General features: G+C 72.9%; 11 protein-coding genes. 10 read left to right on the top strand and 1 reads right to left on the bottom strand.

Features of this window, described 5'->3' with window-relative positions:
* Nucleotides 1–40: 40 nt before the first annotated feature.
* The 6 genes from BIU90_RS09630 to BIU90_RS09605 all read left to right on the top strand — a co-directional run bounded on the left by BIU90_RS09630 (nucleotide 41) and on the right by BIU90_RS09605 (nucleotide 6,905).
* The gene (locus BIU90_RS09630; protein ID WP_071300019.1) at nucleotides 41–889 is read left to right on the top strand and encodes a LysR family transcriptional regulator; all 849 of its coding nucleotides are present in this window, start codon (nucleotides 41–43) and stop codon (nucleotides 887–889) included.
* A 34-nt stretch (nucleotides 890–923) separates the two neighbouring features.
* Nucleotides 924–1,736: a fructosamine kinase family protein gene (locus BIU90_RS09625; protein WP_071300018.1), complete on the top strand. Its 813-nt coding sequence runs from the start codon at nucleotides 924–926 to the stop codon at nucleotides 1,734–1,736.
* Nucleotides 1,737–1,840: 104 nt separating this feature from the next.
* Nucleotides 1,841–3,988 carry a glycosyltransferase family 39 protein gene (locus BIU90_RS09620; protein ID WP_254786998.1) on the top strand — a complete coding sequence of 716 codons (2,148 nt, stop codon included), beginning with the start codon at nucleotides 1,841–1,843 and terminating at the stop codon, nucleotides 3,986–3,988.
* An 11-nt stretch (nucleotides 3,989–3,999) separates the two neighbouring features.
* Entirely contained in the window at nucleotides 4,000–4,716 is a 717-nt protein-coding gene (locus tag BIU90_RS09615; RefSeq protein ID WP_071300017.1) for a response regulator transcription factor, read from the top strand.
* Nucleotides 4,717–4,781: 65 nt separating this feature from the next.
* A complete protein-coding gene (locus BIU90_RS09610; protein ID WP_139195210.1) occupies nucleotides 4,782–6,263 on the top strand; it encodes a cell wall metabolism sensor histidine kinase WalK in 1,482 nt (493 codons plus the stop codon).
* 93 nt (nucleotides 6,264–6,356) lie between these two features.
* On the top strand, nucleotides 6,357–6,905 hold the full coding sequence (locus BIU90_RS09605) for a hypothetical protein (protein WP_254786997.1): 549 nt from the start codon (nucleotides 6,357–6,359) through the stop codon (nucleotides 6,903–6,905).
* Between the two features lie 73 nt (nucleotides 6,906–6,978).
* On the opposite strand, the gene BIU90_RS09600 is transcribed toward BIU90_RS09605, so the two are convergent.
* On the bottom strand, nucleotides 6,979–7,722 hold the full coding sequence (locus BIU90_RS09600; RefSeq protein ID WP_071300015.1) for a helix-turn-helix transcriptional regulator: 744 nt from the start codon (nucleotides 7,720–7,722) through the stop codon (nucleotides 6,979–6,981).
* A 179-nt stretch (nucleotides 7,723–7,901) separates the two neighbouring features.
* Here BIU90_RS09600 and BIU90_RS09595 point away from each other — a divergent pair, with 179 nt between their 5' ends.
* The 4 genes from BIU90_RS09595 to BIU90_RS09585 all read left to right on the top strand — a co-directional run bounded on the left by BIU90_RS09595 (nucleotide 7,902) and on the right by BIU90_RS09585 (nucleotide 17,167).
* Nucleotides 7,902–9,176 carry a glycosyltransferase gene (locus BIU90_RS09595; protein WP_071300014.1) on the top strand — a complete coding sequence of 425 codons (1,275 nt, stop codon included), beginning with the start codon at nucleotides 7,902–7,904 and terminating at the stop codon, nucleotides 9,174–9,176.
* A 284-nt stretch (nucleotides 9,177–9,460) separates the two neighbouring features.
* Nucleotides 9,461–9,616, top strand: a complete 156-nt coding sequence (locus tag BIU90_RS18680; protein ID WP_175470179.1) for a hypothetical protein — start codon at nucleotides 9,461–9,463, stop codon at nucleotides 9,614–9,616.
* A 211-nt stretch (nucleotides 9,617–9,827) separates the two neighbouring features.
* Nucleotides 9,828–15,389 (top strand): glutamate synthase-related protein, encoded by a 5,562-nt coding sequence (locus BIU90_RS09590; protein WP_071300013.1) that lies wholly within the window; start codon nucleotides 9,828–9,830, stop codon nucleotides 15,387–15,389.
* Nucleotides 15,386–17,167: a sulfite reductase subunit alpha gene (locus BIU90_RS09585; RefSeq protein ID WP_083403841.1), complete on the top strand. Its 1,782-nt coding sequence runs from the start codon at nucleotides 15,386–15,388 to the stop codon at nucleotides 17,165–17,167. The genes BIU90_RS09590 and BIU90_RS09585 overlap by 4 nt, the downstream gene beginning before the upstream one ends.
* The last annotated feature ends 72 nt before the right edge of the window (nucleotides 17,168–17,239 follow it).

The raw sequence follows: 17,239 nt of genomic DNA, 5'->3' as shown, positions 1-17,239 counted from the left end.
AGGCAAACGCATCCGCCTCATGTCCCCATGAGGAGGACGCATGGCCGTCACGATCGCGCAGCTCCGGGCCCTGGTGACCACCGTGGACTCCGGTTCGTTCACCGCTGCGGCGCGCGACCTCGGCGTCGGCCAGTCCGCGGTCTCGCACGCCGTCGCCGGGCTCGAGCGCGAACTGGGCGGCCCCGTCGTGGTCCGCGGCGCGGTCGCCGCCGCCACACCCCTCGGCGAGCGCCTGCTCGGTCACGCCCGCAGCGCGCTCGCCTCGGTCGACGCCCTGGAGGCCGTGGTCCGGCCCGGCACGGCGCGCGGCACCGTGCGGCTCGCCGCCGTCCCCACCGTCTGCCAGGGCCTGCTGCCGCGGCTGCGCGAACTCTGGGCGGTCGTGTTGCCCGACGTCGACGTCCAGGTCTACGAGGGTGACGACGACGAGATGCCCGAGTGGCTCGAGGCCGGCACCGTGGACGCGGCGGTCCTGGTCGACCCGTCCGTCGTGCCCGACGGCGGCGTCGTCGTCGCGAAGGACGAGATGGCCGCGGTCGTCCGGCGGGACCACCCGCTCGCCGACGCGGCGGCCCTGACGCTCGACGACCTGCACGAGGACGGCCTGGTCGCCGGGGGCGGCGGCTGCGAGTACCAGATCGAGCGGATGCACGAGCTGGCCGGGCAGCCGTTCCGGTACGCCCACCGCGTGCGGGAGATGAGCACGATGTTCGGCATGATCCAGCGCGGCGAGGGGGTGTCGATCGTGCCGTCGCTCGGCCGGGTGATGCTGCCGGACGACCTGGTGATGGTTCCGACGACGCCGCGACTCGAGCGGACGCTGGTGTTGAGCGGGCCGTCGTCGCGGCCGTGGCACCCGCTGGCGAAGGCCCTCGTCGACGCGGTCTGACGATCCGCGGAGGGTGGGTCGGCAGGATGGAGTGATGCCCGAGACCTACGTCAAGACCTTCACCGACCCGGACGAAGCCGCTGCCGAGGCCGCTGGGCTCGAGTGGCTCGCCGAGGCGTCGGACGCCGGCGGGACCCGTGTCGCCCGGGTGCTCGGCAGGCCGCGACCGACCGTGCTCGAGCTGGAGTTCGTCTCCGACACCGCGCCCACCGCTGCCCAGGCAGAGCGCTTCGGACGGTCGCTCGCGCACACCCACGCAGCCGGTGCCTCGCACTGGGGCGCACCCTCGCCGGGGTTCCCCGCGGTCGGGGCGCTGCGGGTCGGGCGCTCCCGGACGCCGTTCGTCGCCGCGGTCGACGCCCCGGACACCTGGGGCGCGTTCTTCGCCGAGTACCGGATCCGGGACTTCGTGGCGCGCATCGTCGACGCCGGCGGGTACGACGGCGCCGAGGCCGCGGTGTTCGAACGAGTGTGCGCCCGGCTCGAGGACGGCACGCTCGGTTCCCCGCAGCCGGCGCTGGTGGGCGACGGCCCCGCGCGGCTGCACGGCGACCTCTGGGCGGGGAACGTCCTGTGGCCGCGGGACCAAACCGAGCCGACGGGAGCCGTGCTCATCGACGCGACCCCGCACGGTGGGCACGCCGAGACGGACCTGGCACTGCTGGCGCTGTTCGGGCTCCCCCGACTGGAGACCGTCCTCGCCGCGTACGACGCCGAGTCGCGGTTGGCCCCGGGGTGGCAGGAGCGCGTCGAGCTGCACCAGCTGGCACCCCTGCTGCTGCACGTGCTGCTGTTCGGCGGCTCGTACACCGACGCTGCCCTGCGCGCAGCACGTCGCTACGCCTGACGCGCGCACCGTGTGCGCGCGGGCAGCATTCTGCGCCACACTCCTTACCCGGCCCACAGCAGGCGCATGGCCGCGTTCGGGGAACGCCCCGGATGCTCACTGCCATGACCACGTACCCGATCCCCGTGACCGACCGTCGCGACCGCCGGCACCCGTCGGAGCCGACCCGTCGCCGAGCCGTCCCCCGGCTCTTCCTCGGCGAGCGCACCGACGCCCGCTGGCTCCGTCCGGCGTTCTGGCTGCTCCTCGTCGTGACCGCCGTCGTGTACTGCTGGGACATCGGCATGTCCGGGTACGCGAACTCCTTCTACGCCGCCGCCGTGCAGGCCGGCACGAAGTCGTGGGAGGCGTTCTTCTTCGGCTCGCTCGACTCGTCGAACTTCATCACCGTCGACAAGCCCCCGGCGTCGCTGTGGGTGATGGTGCTGTCGGCCCGGCTGTTCGGCTTCTCGAGCACGAGTCTGCTGCTCCCCCAGGCGCTGATGGCCGTCGGGTCGGTGGCGCTGGTCTGGGGCACGGTCCGCCGCACCCTCGCACGCACCGGCTCCACCACTGCGAACGTCGGTGCGCTCCTCGCCGGGTTCGTCGTCGCGGCCACCCCGGCCGCCGCGCTGATGTTCCGGTTCGACAACCCGGACGCGCTCCTCGTGATGCTGATGACCGCCGGCGCGTACTGCACGGTGCGGGCACTCCCCCGCGGCAGCTGGCGGTGGATCGCCCTCGCCGGTGTCGCCCTCGGGTTCGCGTTCCTGACGAAGATGCTGCAGGGACTGCTCGTGCTGCCGGCGTTCGGCCTGGTCTCCCTGGTCGCTGCCCGCACCACGTGGCCGAAACGCATCGTCGGTCTGCTGATCGCAGCGGGTTCGCTCGTGGTCGCCGCCGGGTGGTGGGTGCTCGCCGTCGCACTCTGGCCGGCGTCCGCCCGGCCGTACATCGGCGGGTCGACGAACAACACCGTGCTCGACCTGGTGTTCGGCTACAACGGTCTCGGCCGGATCTTCGGCGGCTCGGGCAACGGCGGCGGAGGAGGCGGCGGCACGACCGGCGGCACCGCTGGATCGTCGTTCGGCGGATCGACCGGCCTGGACCGGCTGTTCTCGTCCGAGATGGGCCTCGAGGTCTCGTGGCTGCTGCCCGCTGCCCTCGTCGCACTCGTCCTCGGCCTGGTCGTCATCGGCCGTCGACACCTCGCCGATCCGGCCCGCGCCGGACTCGTCCTCTGGGGCGGCTGGCTCCTGGTGACCGGGCTCGTGTTCTCGTACATGTCCGGCACGATCCACCCGTACTACACGGTCGCCCTCGTCCCCGCGATCGCCGGACTCGTCGGCACCGGCGGCGCACTCCTCTGGAACGCCAGGAACCGGATGACCGGACGGCTCGGCCTCGCCGCGATGATCGGCAGCACGGCGTTCTGGGGCTGGTGCCTGCTCAACGAGAACCCGACCTGGCTGCCGTGGCTCCGGTGGGTGATGCTCGCAGGAGGCCTGCTCTCCGCCATCGCCGTCGTCGTCGGCAGCGTCCCGTCGCTCCGCAAGCTCGTCGCCGTCGGCGTCCTCGCGGGGACCCTCTTCGGACTCACCGGCACCACCGCCTCCGCGCTGGCCACCACGACCGTCGCGCACTCCGGCTCGATCCCGAGTGTCGGCCCGTCGGGCTCGTCCGGTGGCGGGATGGGCGGCGGCATGCCGGGAGGCTCGGGTGAACCCGGCGGGACCACGTCCGGTTCCGACAGCGACCGTTCCGACAGCACGGACTCCGGTTCGCAAGCGGGTCCCGGTGGGACGCCTCCCGGCGGCACCTCCGGCACAGCGCCGGACGGCACAGCGCCGGACGGGACGACCGAGGACGGGACGTCCGGGTCGGAGTCGGGGACGAGCCTCCCGTCCGGTGGTGGGATCGGCGGCGGCGAGGGCGCCTCGACGTCCTCGGCCCTCACGAAGCTGCTCGCCGCGACGGCCACGAAGTGGGCGGCAGCGGTCAACGGATCGCAGTCCGCGGCGCAGCTCGAACTCGACTCCGACACCGCGGTGATGGCGATCGGCGGCTGGTCGAGCGACCCGACGCCGACCCTGGCCGAGTTCCAGGCGGACGTCGCTGCTGGCGACATCAGCTACTACATCGCCTCCGGGAACGGCGGCGGCATGGGCGGCGGGTCCTCCACGGCGAGCGCCATCCAGGAGTGGGTCGCGGCGAACTACGCGTCATCCACAGTCGGCGGGCAGACCGTCTACGACCTGACGAGCGGGAAGTAGGCTCGGCGCCGATGGCCGACCGACCCCTGCAGCGCACCGACGGATCCCCCGTCCGTGCCCTCGTCGTGGACGACGAGCACGCGCTCGCCGAAGCCGTCCGCCTCGCGTTCGAGGCGGACGGCTGGTCCGTGCGCGCGGTGCACCGTGGGCGGGACGTCCTGTTCGCCGCGCGGGAGTTCCAGCCGGACGTCATCGTGCTCGACGTGATGCTGCCGGACCTCGACGGGTTCCAGGTGCTCGACCGGTTGCGTGCGGGGCGCGACGACGTCCGGGTGCTGTTCCTCACCGCGCGGGACGCGTCCGAGGACCGTCTCGCCGGACTCACCCGTGGTGGCGACGACTACCTGACGAAGCCATTCGGCGTCGCGGAGCTGCTGGTGCGGGCGCGGATCCTGGCGCGGACCTCGGCCCGGGTCGCGGCTGCTGCCAGTGGGATCCAGGTCGGCGACATGGTGCTCGACGAGGACAGCCGGACCGTGACGCGTGCGGGTTCCCCCGTCGACCTGACCCCGACGGAGTTCGCGTTGCTGCGCTACCTCGCCAGGAACGCGAACCGGGTGCTGTCGCGCGAGAACATCCTGACGAACGTGTGGGGCATGGACTTCGGGTCATCGTCCAACCTCGTGGACATGTACGTGTCGTACCTCCGGAAGAAGCTCGACGCCGGGCGGACGCCACTCGTGCAGACCGTGCGCGGGGCCGGGTACGTGCTGCGGCCGGCGCCGTGACGCGTGTCGGGGCCTCCGCCGGAACCCGGCGGGTGCCGTCGCTGCGGTGGCGGATCGTCGGGGCGGTGGCGCTGCTGCTCGTGCTGACGAACGTCGTCGTGGGGGTCGTCACCGTCGTCGCCTACCGGGGGTACCTGGTGGGACGGCTCGACGCCGAGCTCGCGACGGCGGCCGGTCGGACCCTGGGCCCCGGGAACGGGCAGCCGCCGCCGGAGAGCGGGTCGTCGTCGTCCGGGTCGTCGTCGTCCGGTTCCGCGTCGTCCGACCGGCCGGACCCGGGGAACGACGTCATCGGGGCGCCCGGTCAGTCCGCCGACACCGTCATCGCGATCTTCCGCGGAGCGCGCACCGTGCTCGCCGGGTACACCGACGCGCACGGGCAGCAGCACAGCCTCACCACCGCGCAGGAACGGACCCTGGCGGCGGTCGCCACCGACGGCGAGCCGGTCACGGTGTCGCTCGGGTCGCTGGGGTCCTACCGCGCCGAGGCCGTCGGCTCGGACGGGGACGTCTTCGTGACGGCGCTGCCGCTCGGGGACCTGCGGGCCTCGGTCGTGCAGCTCGTGGTGGTGGTCGGCAGCGTGACCCTCGTCGGACTGCTCGTCGCCGTCTGGGCGGGCGCGATGCTCGTCCGACGCTCGCTCCGGCCGCTGGAGCACGTCGCTGCCGTCGCGTCGAGCGTCACCGCGCTCGACCTCGAGCGCGGGGACACCGACATCGCCGCCCGGGTGGCGGACTCCGACCTCGTGCGCAACCGCGAGGTGGGCGCCGTCGGCACCGCCCTGAACCGGCTGCTCGGGCACGTCGGGCGGGCGCTCCGGGTGCGCAGCGACGCCGAGGCCGGGATGCGGACCTTCGTCGCCGACGCCTCCCACGAGCTCCGGACGCCCATCGCCACCGTGCGTGCGTACGCCGAGCTGTCCGCCACCTCGTCGGACGTCGACGCGATCCACCGCAACGTCGCGGGGATCGAGCGGGCAGCCGTGCGGATGGGCGACCTGGTCGAGGAGCTGCTGCTGCTCGCGCGTCTCGATGCCGCAGCGCTCGCGGCGGGGCCGAGCACGGCCTCCCGTCCGGACCGCGCCGGACCGGTCGACCTGACCTCGATCGTGGTGGAGGCGACCATGGACGCCCGCGCGACCGCGCCCACGCACCGGTGGACGCTGCAGGTCGACGACGAGCCGCTCGTCGTGCCGGGCGACGCCGGCGAGCTGCACCGGGTCGTCACGAACCTGCTCGCCAACGCCCGGACGCACACTCCGCCGGACACGGCCGTCGTGGTGTCGCTGCGACGGTCCCACGAACCGGACGGCACGGCGACGGTCCGGTTCGTCGTGACGAACGACGGGCCGACGATCTCCGCCGACGCCCTGCCGACGCTGTTCGACCGGTTCACCCGGGGCGCTGCCTCGCGCTCACGGGAGGTCGGCACGAGCGGCCTGGGCCTGGCGATCGTCCGCGCGGTCGTCGAGGCGCACGGCGGCACGGTGCGGGTGTCCTCCGAGCCCGGGCGGACCGCGTTCACGGTGGCGTTGCCCGCGCAGTAGCACGCCGCGGGCGCCGTCGCCCCGGTGTCAGACGATCGTCCAACGTCCGGGCCGATCACGTGCACCGGCGCCGGGCGGCTCGCAGGATGGGTCATGTCCGAGCACGACGGCCACACCGGCCACACCTGCAGAGATGGGAACCAGATCATGAACTCCTTCCAGTCGAAGACAATGAAGACCCTCGCCGGCACCGCCCTCGGCGGCGCACTGGTCGCTGGCGCGTTCGTCGCCGCACCGGCCCACGCGGCAGAGCCCGCACCCACGTCCTCCCCCTCGAGCAGCGTCGGCGGGAGCGTCAACGTCAACCTCGACCCGGTGGCGATCGTCAACGCCATCAAGGACGCGGTGAACGACCAGAGCGACCGCAGCGGGGCCGTCCAGGCGGCGCTCGACGTCGGCTACTGGAACGCCGGCAACCCCGACCGCCTGACGGTCGCGGTCGTGAACAAGGACCAGCCGATCACCGTCGAGGGCGACGTCGCCGACGCGCAGTCGATCGACATCAAGGGCGGCAACTACGTCATCTACTGGTTCAAGGGCCCCGGCAAGGTCACGAACAACGGCGACGGCGGCTACCTCAACTGGGGCGTCTTCGGGAACATCTCGCGCACCGACAACGTCATCAGCGTCAACGGCGGCTGACCCGCGCACCACGCCGACACCCCCTGGGGCCTCGCGGTCCCAGGGGGTGTCCGTGCGTCCGGAGCGCCGGGTCTCACGGGGTGTCCGTGCGTCCGGGGCGTCGCCGGGCCCGGAGCCAGCCCCGACAGAACGCCACCGAGACCAGGGCGGTGCGGTTCGGAGCCCCGCAGGCACGCATCAGGCGTCCGAGGTGCCACGCGACCGCCTGCCGGCTGTACGCGGTCTCCTGCGCGATGGCATCGTTCGACATCCCCTCGGCGGCGAGCGCCAGCATCTGCTCCTCGGTGGCGTCGAGCCCGGGCACCCGCGCGACCAGGTCGACCGTGGTCTCCGCCGCGTCCGCGACCGGTGCCCGCCGGCGCTCGTGAATCCACGCCTCGAACCAGCAGGTCCCGAGCTCGTGCGCGACCAGGGAGGCACGGCCCATCGCCAGCATCGAGCGGCCGACGTGCTCGTGTCCGGCCGAGCGCATCACCAGGGTGAAGACGCGCAGGGCGGGCAGTGCACCACGGAGCGCGACGGGGGCGGCCGCCCGGGGGTCCGATGCCCGGTCGGCCGCGAGTGCTCGGAGCGCCAGGACGGCCTCCGGCGCCACCGGCGTGCCATGCTCCACCGCGTGCAGCGCCGCCGGCAGGACCACCGGGACGATCTCGGCGTACCGCTCGTGGAGCCAGGCTCGGCCGTCCGGGTCGATGCCGTCGAGGGGCGGTTCGAGCAGCAGGCGCGCGAACTCGTCGCACCGGTCGTCGAGCCCGAGGCCCAGGCGTTCCCCCGGCAGCAGCGCCGGTGTCCGGCGGTCGTCGTCTGGTGCGGCCACGGTGCCCCTCCGTCAGCACCTGCCCGCTGATCGACAGGTGTCGCATGTCGGAGCGTACCGATCGGTCCACCCCCTGTCCGCGCGGCAGGTGAACACCGGCGGAACGGTCGCTCGGCGTTCTTACCGCCACCACAGCCGGGTGCTCCGGTCCCCACTGCCCCGCTGCCGAGCATCGGGACATGACGGAGACGGACCAGACCCTCGACATCGACATCGTCGTCCCCTGCCACGACGAACAGGACACCCTGGCGGCGCACGTCCGCCGGCTCCACGCGTTCTGCCGGAGCTCGTTGCCCGGATCGTGGCGGATCACGATCGCCGACAACGCCTCGACGGACGACACGCCCCGCATCGCGGACGACCTGGCGGCGATGCTCGACGGCGTCCACGCCGTCCACCTGCCGCTCAAGGGCCGCGGTCGCGCGCTCAAGGCCGTGTGGGGAGCGTCCCCGGCGCGGGTGCTCGTGTACCTCGACGAGGACCTGTCGACGGACCTGGCCGCGCTCGAGCCCCTGGTGGCCCCGCTGCTGTCCGGTCACTCGGACCTGGCGATCGGCACGCGGCTGGCCGGGTCGTCGCGGGTCGTCCGCGGTGGGAAGCGGGAGTTCATCTCGCGCTCGTACAACCTGTTGCTGCGGAGCACGATGGGCGTCTCGTTCTCCGACGCGCAGTGCGGCTTCAAGGCGATCACGCGCGAAGCCGCCGAGCACCTCCTGCCGCTGTGCGAGGACGACGCGTGGTTCTTCGACACCGAGTTGCTCGTGCTCGCCGAACACGCCGGACTGCGCGTGCACGAGGTGCCGGTGGACTGGGTGGACGACGTGGACTCCTCGGTCGACATCACCTCGACCGCGACCGAGGACCTGCGCGGCATGTGGCGGGTGTCCCGGGGACTGGCGACCGGGCGCATCCCCATCGCACCGGTGTACCGGGCGATCGGGCGGCAGCCGTTCTCCACGCCGCACGTCGGGATCCTCGAGCAGGTGCTGCGCTTCGGCGCGATCGGGGTCGTCTCGACGATCGCGTTCGCGCTGCTCTACGCGCTGTTCCGCCCGGCGATCGGCGCGCAGACGGCGGACTTCGTGGCGCTGCTGGTCACCGCCGTGGGGAACACCGCGCTCAACCGCCGGTTCACCTTCGGGATGCGCGGCCGAGCTGGCGCCGGACGGCACCAGGTGCAGGGGCTCGTCGTCTTCGGGATCGCGTGGGCCATCACGGCGGGGTCGTTGGTCGTGTTGCACGCCACGGCGCCGGGAGCCTCGCACGGTGCGGAGATCGCCGTGCTGACGGCAGCGAACCTGCTCGCCACGCTGGTCCGGTTCGTGCTGTTCAAGGCCTGGGTCTTCCGGACGCGGCGGCGGCCGGAGCTCGTGACGCCCGGGACGGCAGCCGCGGCCCCGGTGACCGTCGTGGCGGACCCGGCCACGGCCTCCCGTCCGGCCCCGCGCGCCTGAGGACCGCGCACCGTGCGAGGTCGGCGCCCCCGTGCGGAGCGCGCACGGTGCGGGGTTCTCCATCGGTGCGCGGTTGGCGGCCCCGTGCACGGGAACGACCTCGCACCGAGCCGCTCAGCGCGCACCAGAGGGCAACCGCGCACGGTGCGACCCCGTGCGATCCCGCCCGATCTCGCACCGTGCGAGGTCCGGCCACCCACGCAGCGGAACAGGCACCGCGCAGCACCCCGGCAGCACGGCTGAGTACCGTGGCGGCTCCACCCCTCGCAGCGAAGGAGCCGCACATGACCGACACGAGCACACCCGACCCGGACGGCACCGAGAAGCCCGGCGGCCTGGGGAAGGACAGCACGATCCCGGACCACCCCGAGGGCGTCGCGGCCGGGTTCTCCGACGACGACTCGCACTTCAACCAGGAGGAGGACGAGGGCTCCGAGTAGCCCCTGTCCGACCGGCGCCGGTCCGCCTCGCGAACTCCGCGAGGTGGACCGGCGTCACTGTGTTGCGGCGGCGGTATACCAAGCCGTAGCATCGCCTCACCGCACCACACCCCCACAGGGCCACGCCGTCACCACCGGTCCGCCCGCGGCGAGCGCTCCAGAGTTGCAGCCTCCGTCGTCCGCTGCCGGCACACGCCAACTGGACCCGCTCGTGAACCCCTCCCCCTTCGGTCTCTACGACCCTGCCCGCGAATCCTCCGACTGCGGCGTCGGCTTCATCACGCGCCTGGACGGCACCCCGAGCCACGACGTCATCCGCAAGGGCGACGAGGCGCTGTGCTCGATCCCGCACCGCGGTGGCAAGTCGGCCGAGGGTGTCGGTGACGGCGCCGGGATCAGTGTCGACCTGTCGGTGGAGTTCTTCAGCGCCCTGACCGGTGTCGAGCTGGTCAGCGGCCACTTCGGCGTCGCGAACTGCTTCGTCCCGAGCGAGACGCGCGAGCGCGACCGCGCCGTGCAGACCGTCACCGAGCAGCTGGCAGCCCAGGGCTTCGAGCTCCTGCTGGTCCGCGACGTCCCGGTCGACCACACCGTCGCCCGTCCCGAGGCCGAGCAGTACCAACTGCCGATCGTGCAGTGGGTCTTCCGCGCCCCGTCGGACTGGACCCGCACCGAGGTGGACGCCGCCGCGAACCGTGCCCTGCTGGCGATCGAGTCGATCGCGTACGGCGAGGCCGCCGAGCGCCACCTGCCGCACGCCGCCCTGTCGCCGCTGTCGTTGAGCGCCCGGACGCAGGTGCTCAAGGGCCGCCTCAACTCGAGCGAGGTCATCGGCTACTTCACCGACCTCGCCGACCCACGGCACTCGGTCCGCACCCTGTACTTCCACACGCGCTTCTCGACGAACACCGAACCGCACCCGACGATGGCGCAGCCGTTCCGCCTGATGGCGCACAACGGCGAGCTCAACACCGACCGCAAGAACCGGCTCTCCGACGAGGCGCTCGCGCAGGCCCGCACGCGCAGCATCGTCCGGCCGCCCGGGCAGTCGGACTCCAGCCGGCTCGACCAGATCCTGCAGAGCCGCGTGTTCGACGACGGCCTCGAGATCGTCGAGGCCGTGGTGTCGCTCATGCCGCCGGCGTGGGAGAACGACCGGACCCTGACCGACGACGTCCGCGCGATGCTCGAGTACTTCTCGCTGTACGAGGAGAAGAACGACGGCCCGGCAGCGGTCATCTTCAGCGACGGCGACGTGGTCGGCGCCCGCCTGGACCGACTCGGACTCCGTCCGCTGCGCACCGTGCAGACGGACGAGTACCTCATCGTGGCGTCCGAGGCCGGCCAGGTGACGTTCGCGGACGACGAGGTCACGCACCGCGGCCGCATCGAGGCCGGCGGCATGCTCGTCGTCGACCACCGCACGGGCACGCTCATGCGCACCGACGAGGTCCTGGCGATGCTCGCCGCCCGCCGTGACTACGGCACGCTGCTCGAGGCCGCTCGGGTGGACCTGGACGACCTGCCCGCACCGGACTACGACCGGACGACGAACACGCTCGGCTACGACGGCGACCTGACGCTGCAGGGCCGGTACGTGGCGTGGTCGCTGAACCAGGAGAGCTTCCGGTTCATGCTCGACCCGATGCTGCAGAACGGGTCGGAGCGGATCTCGGCGATGGGCTACGGCAACGCCATCAACGCCCTGAGCGACACCGAGGGCGGCATGGCGAAGTACTTCTCGCAGCGCTTCGCCCAGGTCACGAACCCGCCGCTGGACTCCATCCGCGAAGCCGACGGCATGAGCATGCGGGTGGCCCTCGGGAGCAAGCCGGACGGCACGGGCACGGGCACCCCCTCCCGCCAGCTCGTGGTGCAGTCGCCGATCCTCGGCCACCTCGACATGGTGCGCCTGCGTGACCAGACCATCGTCCCGCTCGAGCGCTTCGACATGCTCTACGTCCCGGTCCTCGGCGACGAACAGGCGAACGCCGACGCCGTCCGCGACGCCGTGACCGCACTGAGTGACGCCGTCGAGCGTTTCGCCCGCACCAGCGGTGGCATCGCCGTCGTCACCGACCGCAGCGTGTCGAGCACGCACGCCGCCCTGCCGGTGATCCTGGCGGTCGCGGCCGTCAACCAGCGGCTCATCGAGACCGGGCTCCGGCTGCGCGTCTCGGTCGTCGCCGAGAGCGGGCAGCTGCCGTCCTCGCACCACGTCGCCACCGCGCTCGGGTTCGGTGCGTCGGCCGTCTACAGCCTGTCCGCCAGGCTCCGCGCCGAGGAGCAGTACCCCGCCGCCCCGGCCCCGGCCGGCGAGCTGACCGCCACCGACGAGGCCCTGAAGCGCTTCCGCAAGGCCGCCGAGAAGGCCCTCGCCAAGACGATGGGCCGCGTCGGGCTGTGCACCGCCGAGAGCTACATCGGCGGCGAGTTCTTCGAGCCGAACTACCTCGACACCCGCGACGACCTGTTCGCGACGGTCTTCCCGCACATGGACGCCCCGGTCGGTGGGGTCGGGTTCGCCCGGATCGCCCAGGCCGCGACCGAGTGGCACGAGCGGGCGCGGAGCGTGCAGAACGACGCCCAGGTGCCGCTGCTCGGCCTGTTCAAGGAGCGCTCGGACGGGGCGGGACACTCGTTCGGCGTCGCGAGCGTCCGCGGCTTCGGCGGCATGACCGAGGAGCGCCCCACCTTCGAGCGCTCCGGCGACAGCGAAGCCCTCCGGCTCCTGACGCTCGGCCAGCTCGACGACGCGTTCGGCATCACCGACGCCGCCTACCGCAACACCGGGTACGACCGGCTCAGTGACGCCGAGATCGACGCCTTCCGCATCACGCCCGGCTACCGGACGTTCCTGCAGACCACGCACGACGAGCGGTCCCGCCGCCCGAGCGCGCTCCGCGACGTGCTCGCGCTGCCCGCCGACGTCACCGGCATCGACACCGCCGAGGACTTCGCGCGCGAGCTCGGCCGGTTCTCGCTCACCGGCAACACCAGCGTCACGGTGCGCGGCCTGCTCGGATCACGCGTCGGTTCCGGTGACACCCAGCCGGGAGGCCCGGTGCGGTTCCGCCTGCGGCTCACGTCCACGGGGTCGCTGGGCACGGAGCGCCACACGGCCCTCGCGGACGCCCTCGCCCTGCTCTTCCCCGGTCAGGTCGACGTCGACTCCGTCGACGCGGACCAGGTGACGCTCCGCGCCACCGGCTCGGCGGTCGCGCTGCTGGCCCTGCTCGAGAGCGCTCCCGCGAGCGTCGACCTGGCCGACGTGCAGCCGGCGCACGAGGTCACGCGGACCCTGGCGTCCGGGGCGATGAGCCACGGCGCGCTCGTCGCCACCGCGCACGAGGCCGTTGCGCACGGCACGAACATGGTCGGCGGCATGTCGAACTCCGGCGAGGGCGGCGAGCACCACTCCCGCTACGGCACGATCCGCGGCTCGCGCATCAAGCAGTTCGCGTCCGGCCGGTTCGGCATCTGGGCGGGCTACCTGGCCGACCCGATGCTCGAGGAGCTCGAGATCAAGATCGGCCAGGGCGCCAAGCCCGGCGAGGGCGGACAGCTGCCCGCGCCGAAGGTCACGGTCGACATCGCCGCAGCACGTGGCGGCACCCCGGGCGTGGAGCTCATCTCGCCGCCGCCGCACCACGACACGTACTCGATCGAGGACCTGGCGCAGCTGATCCACGACTGCAAGGCCGCCCGTGTCCGGGTGGTCGTGAAGCTGGTCTCGTCGGAGGGCATCGGCACCATCGCCGTCGGCGTGGCGAAGGCCGGCGCCGACGTCATCAACGTCGCCGGGAACACCGGCGGCACGGGTGCCGCCGCGGTCACGAGCCTGAAGTACGCGGGGCGCTCGGCGGAGATCGGCGTGGCCGAGGTCCACCAGGCCCTCGTCGCGAACGGCCTGCGCCAGAAGGTCACCCTGCGGTGCTCCGGAGCCCACCAGACCGGGTCGGACGTCGTCACGAGTGCGCTGCTCGGCGGCGACTCGTTCGAGTTCGGCACGACCGCGCTGATGATGCTCGGCTGCGTGATGGCGAAGAACTGCAACGTGAAGTGCCCGGCGGGCCTGACCACGAACGCCGAGGCGTTCGAGGGCGACCCCCGCGCGCTCGCGCAGTACCTGCTCAACATCGCCCACGACGTCCGGCAGATCCTGGCCCGCCTCGGCCTGCGGTCGCTGCGCGAGGCGCGCGGACGCACCGACCTGCTGCAGCTGCTCGACCACCCGGCGAGCGTCGGGCGGCTCGACGTGCGGAACCTGCTCGCGCGGGTGCCCGAGAAGGTCGTCACCGACCCGGAGTACCTGGAGAAGGACTACCGCACCGACGACGCCCTGATCGAGCAGGTCCGGACGGCGCTGCTGACCCGGCACGAGCACAGCGTCACGATCGACGGCGTGGTGCTCGGCAACGCCGACAAGTCCGTCGGCGGGCAGCTCGGGATCGACCTCGAGCGGCTCCTCAACCACGAGCTCGACGCCGCGGCGGTGCAGGACGCCCCCGCGGTCAGCACCGACGACCGTGGCCGCCGACGTCTGGTCGACGGCGCGGTGACGATCCACACGAGCGGCTCGGCGGGCCAGTCCTACGGCGTCTTCACGAACGACGGCGTGACGCTGACGCACACCGGCACCGCGAACGACGGCCTCGGCAAGAGCCAGAGCGGCGGTCGGATCGTCGTGCGCGCGCCCGGTGGCGGCAGCACGGCACGCGGCGGCAACGTCCTGGTGGGCAACTTCGCGCTGTTCGGCGCGACGGGCGGCCGCACGTTCGTCGAGGGCGAGGCCGGCGACCGGTTCGCCGTCCGGAACTCCGGCGCCACCGCGGTGGTCGAGGGCTTCGGCGACTTCGGCTGCGAGTACATGACCGGCGGCGCGGTGTTCAACACGGGCGGCTTCGGCAAGGGCCTGGGCAACGGCATGTCCGGCGGCTTCCTGTACCAGTACGACCCGAGCGGGCAGGTCACCGAGCGCGCCAGCACCGACTCGCTGCTGGTCTTCCCGCTCACGGACACCGCGTACGGCGCGTTCCACGAGGACGCCGCACGACTGCTGCTCGAGTGGCACCACGACGCGACGGGATCGCCGCTCGCCGGACGGCTGCTCGCCGACTGGGCCGCCACGCGGACGCACGTCTACGTCGGCATGCCCCGCGCGCTCCTGCTCGCACAGGACGCCGAGGCGATCACGGCCGCCAGCACCCGCGCCGAGCTGCTCGACGAACTGGCGACCGGGGCCGCGACGGACAAGCTCCGCGCGTTCAAGACCGACTACCGCGACCGCCGCACGGTGCTCGACGGGCGGGCCCCGGCGCTCGGCGACCAGGGCGCGGACATGTTCTCGCTCCTGTCGTCGTACACGGTGCTCGGTGTCGCCCAGGACCTGGCGCTCGAGCGGGTCCCCGGTGCGACCGACCCGGCGGACCCCCGCGTCGCCGCGGCCGTGCGGAACCTGGTCCTGACCGAGGACTTCTTCGTCAAGCAGCGCGTCGTGAAGTACCTGCGCGGGACCCTCGACCGCTTCGGCGACGACGAGCTCGCGACGTTGATCGCGGTCAAGCGCCTCGACGACCACAAGCGTGCGCTCACGCAGCGGAACAACCGCAGCATGGACGCACCCGGCACCACCGGTTGGATCATGCACCAGAACGCCAAGAACGACGGACGTCTGCGGGCGGCCCGCCTCGACGAGCTGCTCGCGACCGCGGCGCTCGACGACATCGCCCGGCGCGCCCCGCAGGCGCCGGTCGAGGCGGTGTCCGCGTGAGCCTGCTGCCCCCGACCGGCGCCCTGATCCCGGTCGACGCCCCGTTCTCCGCCGCGCAGGAGTCCTGGCTCGCCGGGTTCATCGCCGGGATCGCCGCTGCGGGGAAGAAGACCGCCGCGCCCGCTCCCACGACGACGATCGACGTCCTGTTCGGCACCCAGACCGGCACCGCGGAGTCCCTCGCCGACGCGTTGGTCTCGGGTGCGAAGGCCCGCGGACTCGGCGCCCGTGCCACCGCGCTCGACGACGTCTCCCCCGAGCAGCTCGCCACGATGTCGCACGTCCTCGTCGTCACCTCGACGTACGGCGAGGGCGAGATGCCCGACAACGCCGCCCTGTTCTGGGACGCGGTGCAGGCATCGACCGTGCCGCGGCTCGAGGGCCTGCAGTACGCGGTGCTCGGGCTCGGCGACACCGGCTACGACGAGTTCTGCCAGGCCGGCAAGCTCATCGACACCCGCTTCGAGCAGCTCGGCGCGACCCGCGTCCACGACCGCGTCGACTGCGACGTGGACTTCGAGGACCCCGCCGCGATGTGGACCGCCGCCGTCCTCGACCGGATCGCCACCACGGTCGGGGCGACCGGAGCGTCCGCCCCCGGCGGCGCCGCGGCCACGGGTGCCACCGCAGCCGACGTGGCGGGGACGAGCCGGGCCTCCCGGCCGGGGTCGCAGTGGACCAAGCGCAACCCGTACCCGGCGCGTCTGGTCGCGAACCGGCTGCTCTCCGGCCCGCGCAGCGCGAAGGAGATCCGGCACTACGAGTTCGACCTGGGCGACAGCGGCATCCAGTACGCGGCGGGCGACGCGCTGGCCGTCGTGCCCCAGAACGACGACGGCCTGGTCGACGAGCTCCTGACGCACCTCGCTGCGACCGGGGACGAGACGTTCGACGGACGCACCGTGCGCGAGCTGCTCCGGACGGACCGCGAGGTCCGGACGCCGTCGAAGGACCTGATCGCGGACCTGGTGCAGCGCGCGCCGGCGAGCGAGCTGGCCGCGGTCGTCGCGCACGGCGACAAGCACGAGCTGGACCGGTGGCTCTGGGGCCGTGACGTCCTCGACCTGCTCCGTGACGCCGGGACGGACGCGCCGGGACTCGATGCGCTGCTGCCGTTCCTCCGTCCGTTGCAGGCCCGGCAGTACTCGATCTCGTCGAGCCCGCTCGCGCACCCCGGTCACGTCCACCTGACCGTGGCGTCGGTCCGGTACGGGGACGTCAACCGCCGGCACGCCGGTGTCGCGTCCACCCACCTGGCGGACCGCGTGGCCGTCGGGGACCAGGTCGGCGTGTACCTGCAGCCGAACGCCGCCTTCAGCGTGCCGGCCGACGACGCGCCGCTCGTCATGGTCGGGCCGGGGACGGGCATCGCGCCGTTCCGGGGCTTCCTGCACGAGCGGGCCGCCCGCGGGGCGACGGGGGCGAACTGGCTGTTCTTCGGCGACCAGCACCGGGACACCGACTTCGTCTACCGCGACGAGCTCGAGCAACTGCAGGACCAGGGCGTGCTGACCCGCCTGGACCTGGCGTTCTCGCGCGATCAGGCCGAGAAGGTCTACGTGCAGACGCGCATGCGCGAGCAGTCCCGCGAGCTGTACGCGTGGCTGGAGGACGGCGCGACCTTCACGGTGTGCGGTGACGCCTCGCGGATGGCGAAGGACGTCGAGACGGCGTTGTTGGCGGTCATCGCCGAGCAGCGCGGGAAGGGCGACGACGACGCGGCCGAGTACCTGGCGGACCTGCGCCGGGCGAAGCGCTACGTGCGGGACGTCTACTGACGCGGCCCTGACCCGGATGGGTGGTCGCCGTCCCACCGTCTGGAACCCGAATCCGCGGGTGGGGCGGCGACC

The organism is Curtobacterium sp. MCBA15_001, from assembly GCF_001864835.1.
In the GTDB taxonomy this organism is placed as follows: domain Bacteria; phylum Actinomycetota; class Actinomycetes; order Actinomycetales; family Microbacteriaceae; genus Curtobacterium.
The sequence above is the reverse complement of the archived record's forward strand: the minus strand, read 5'-3'. Positions and strand labels throughout refer to the sequence as shown.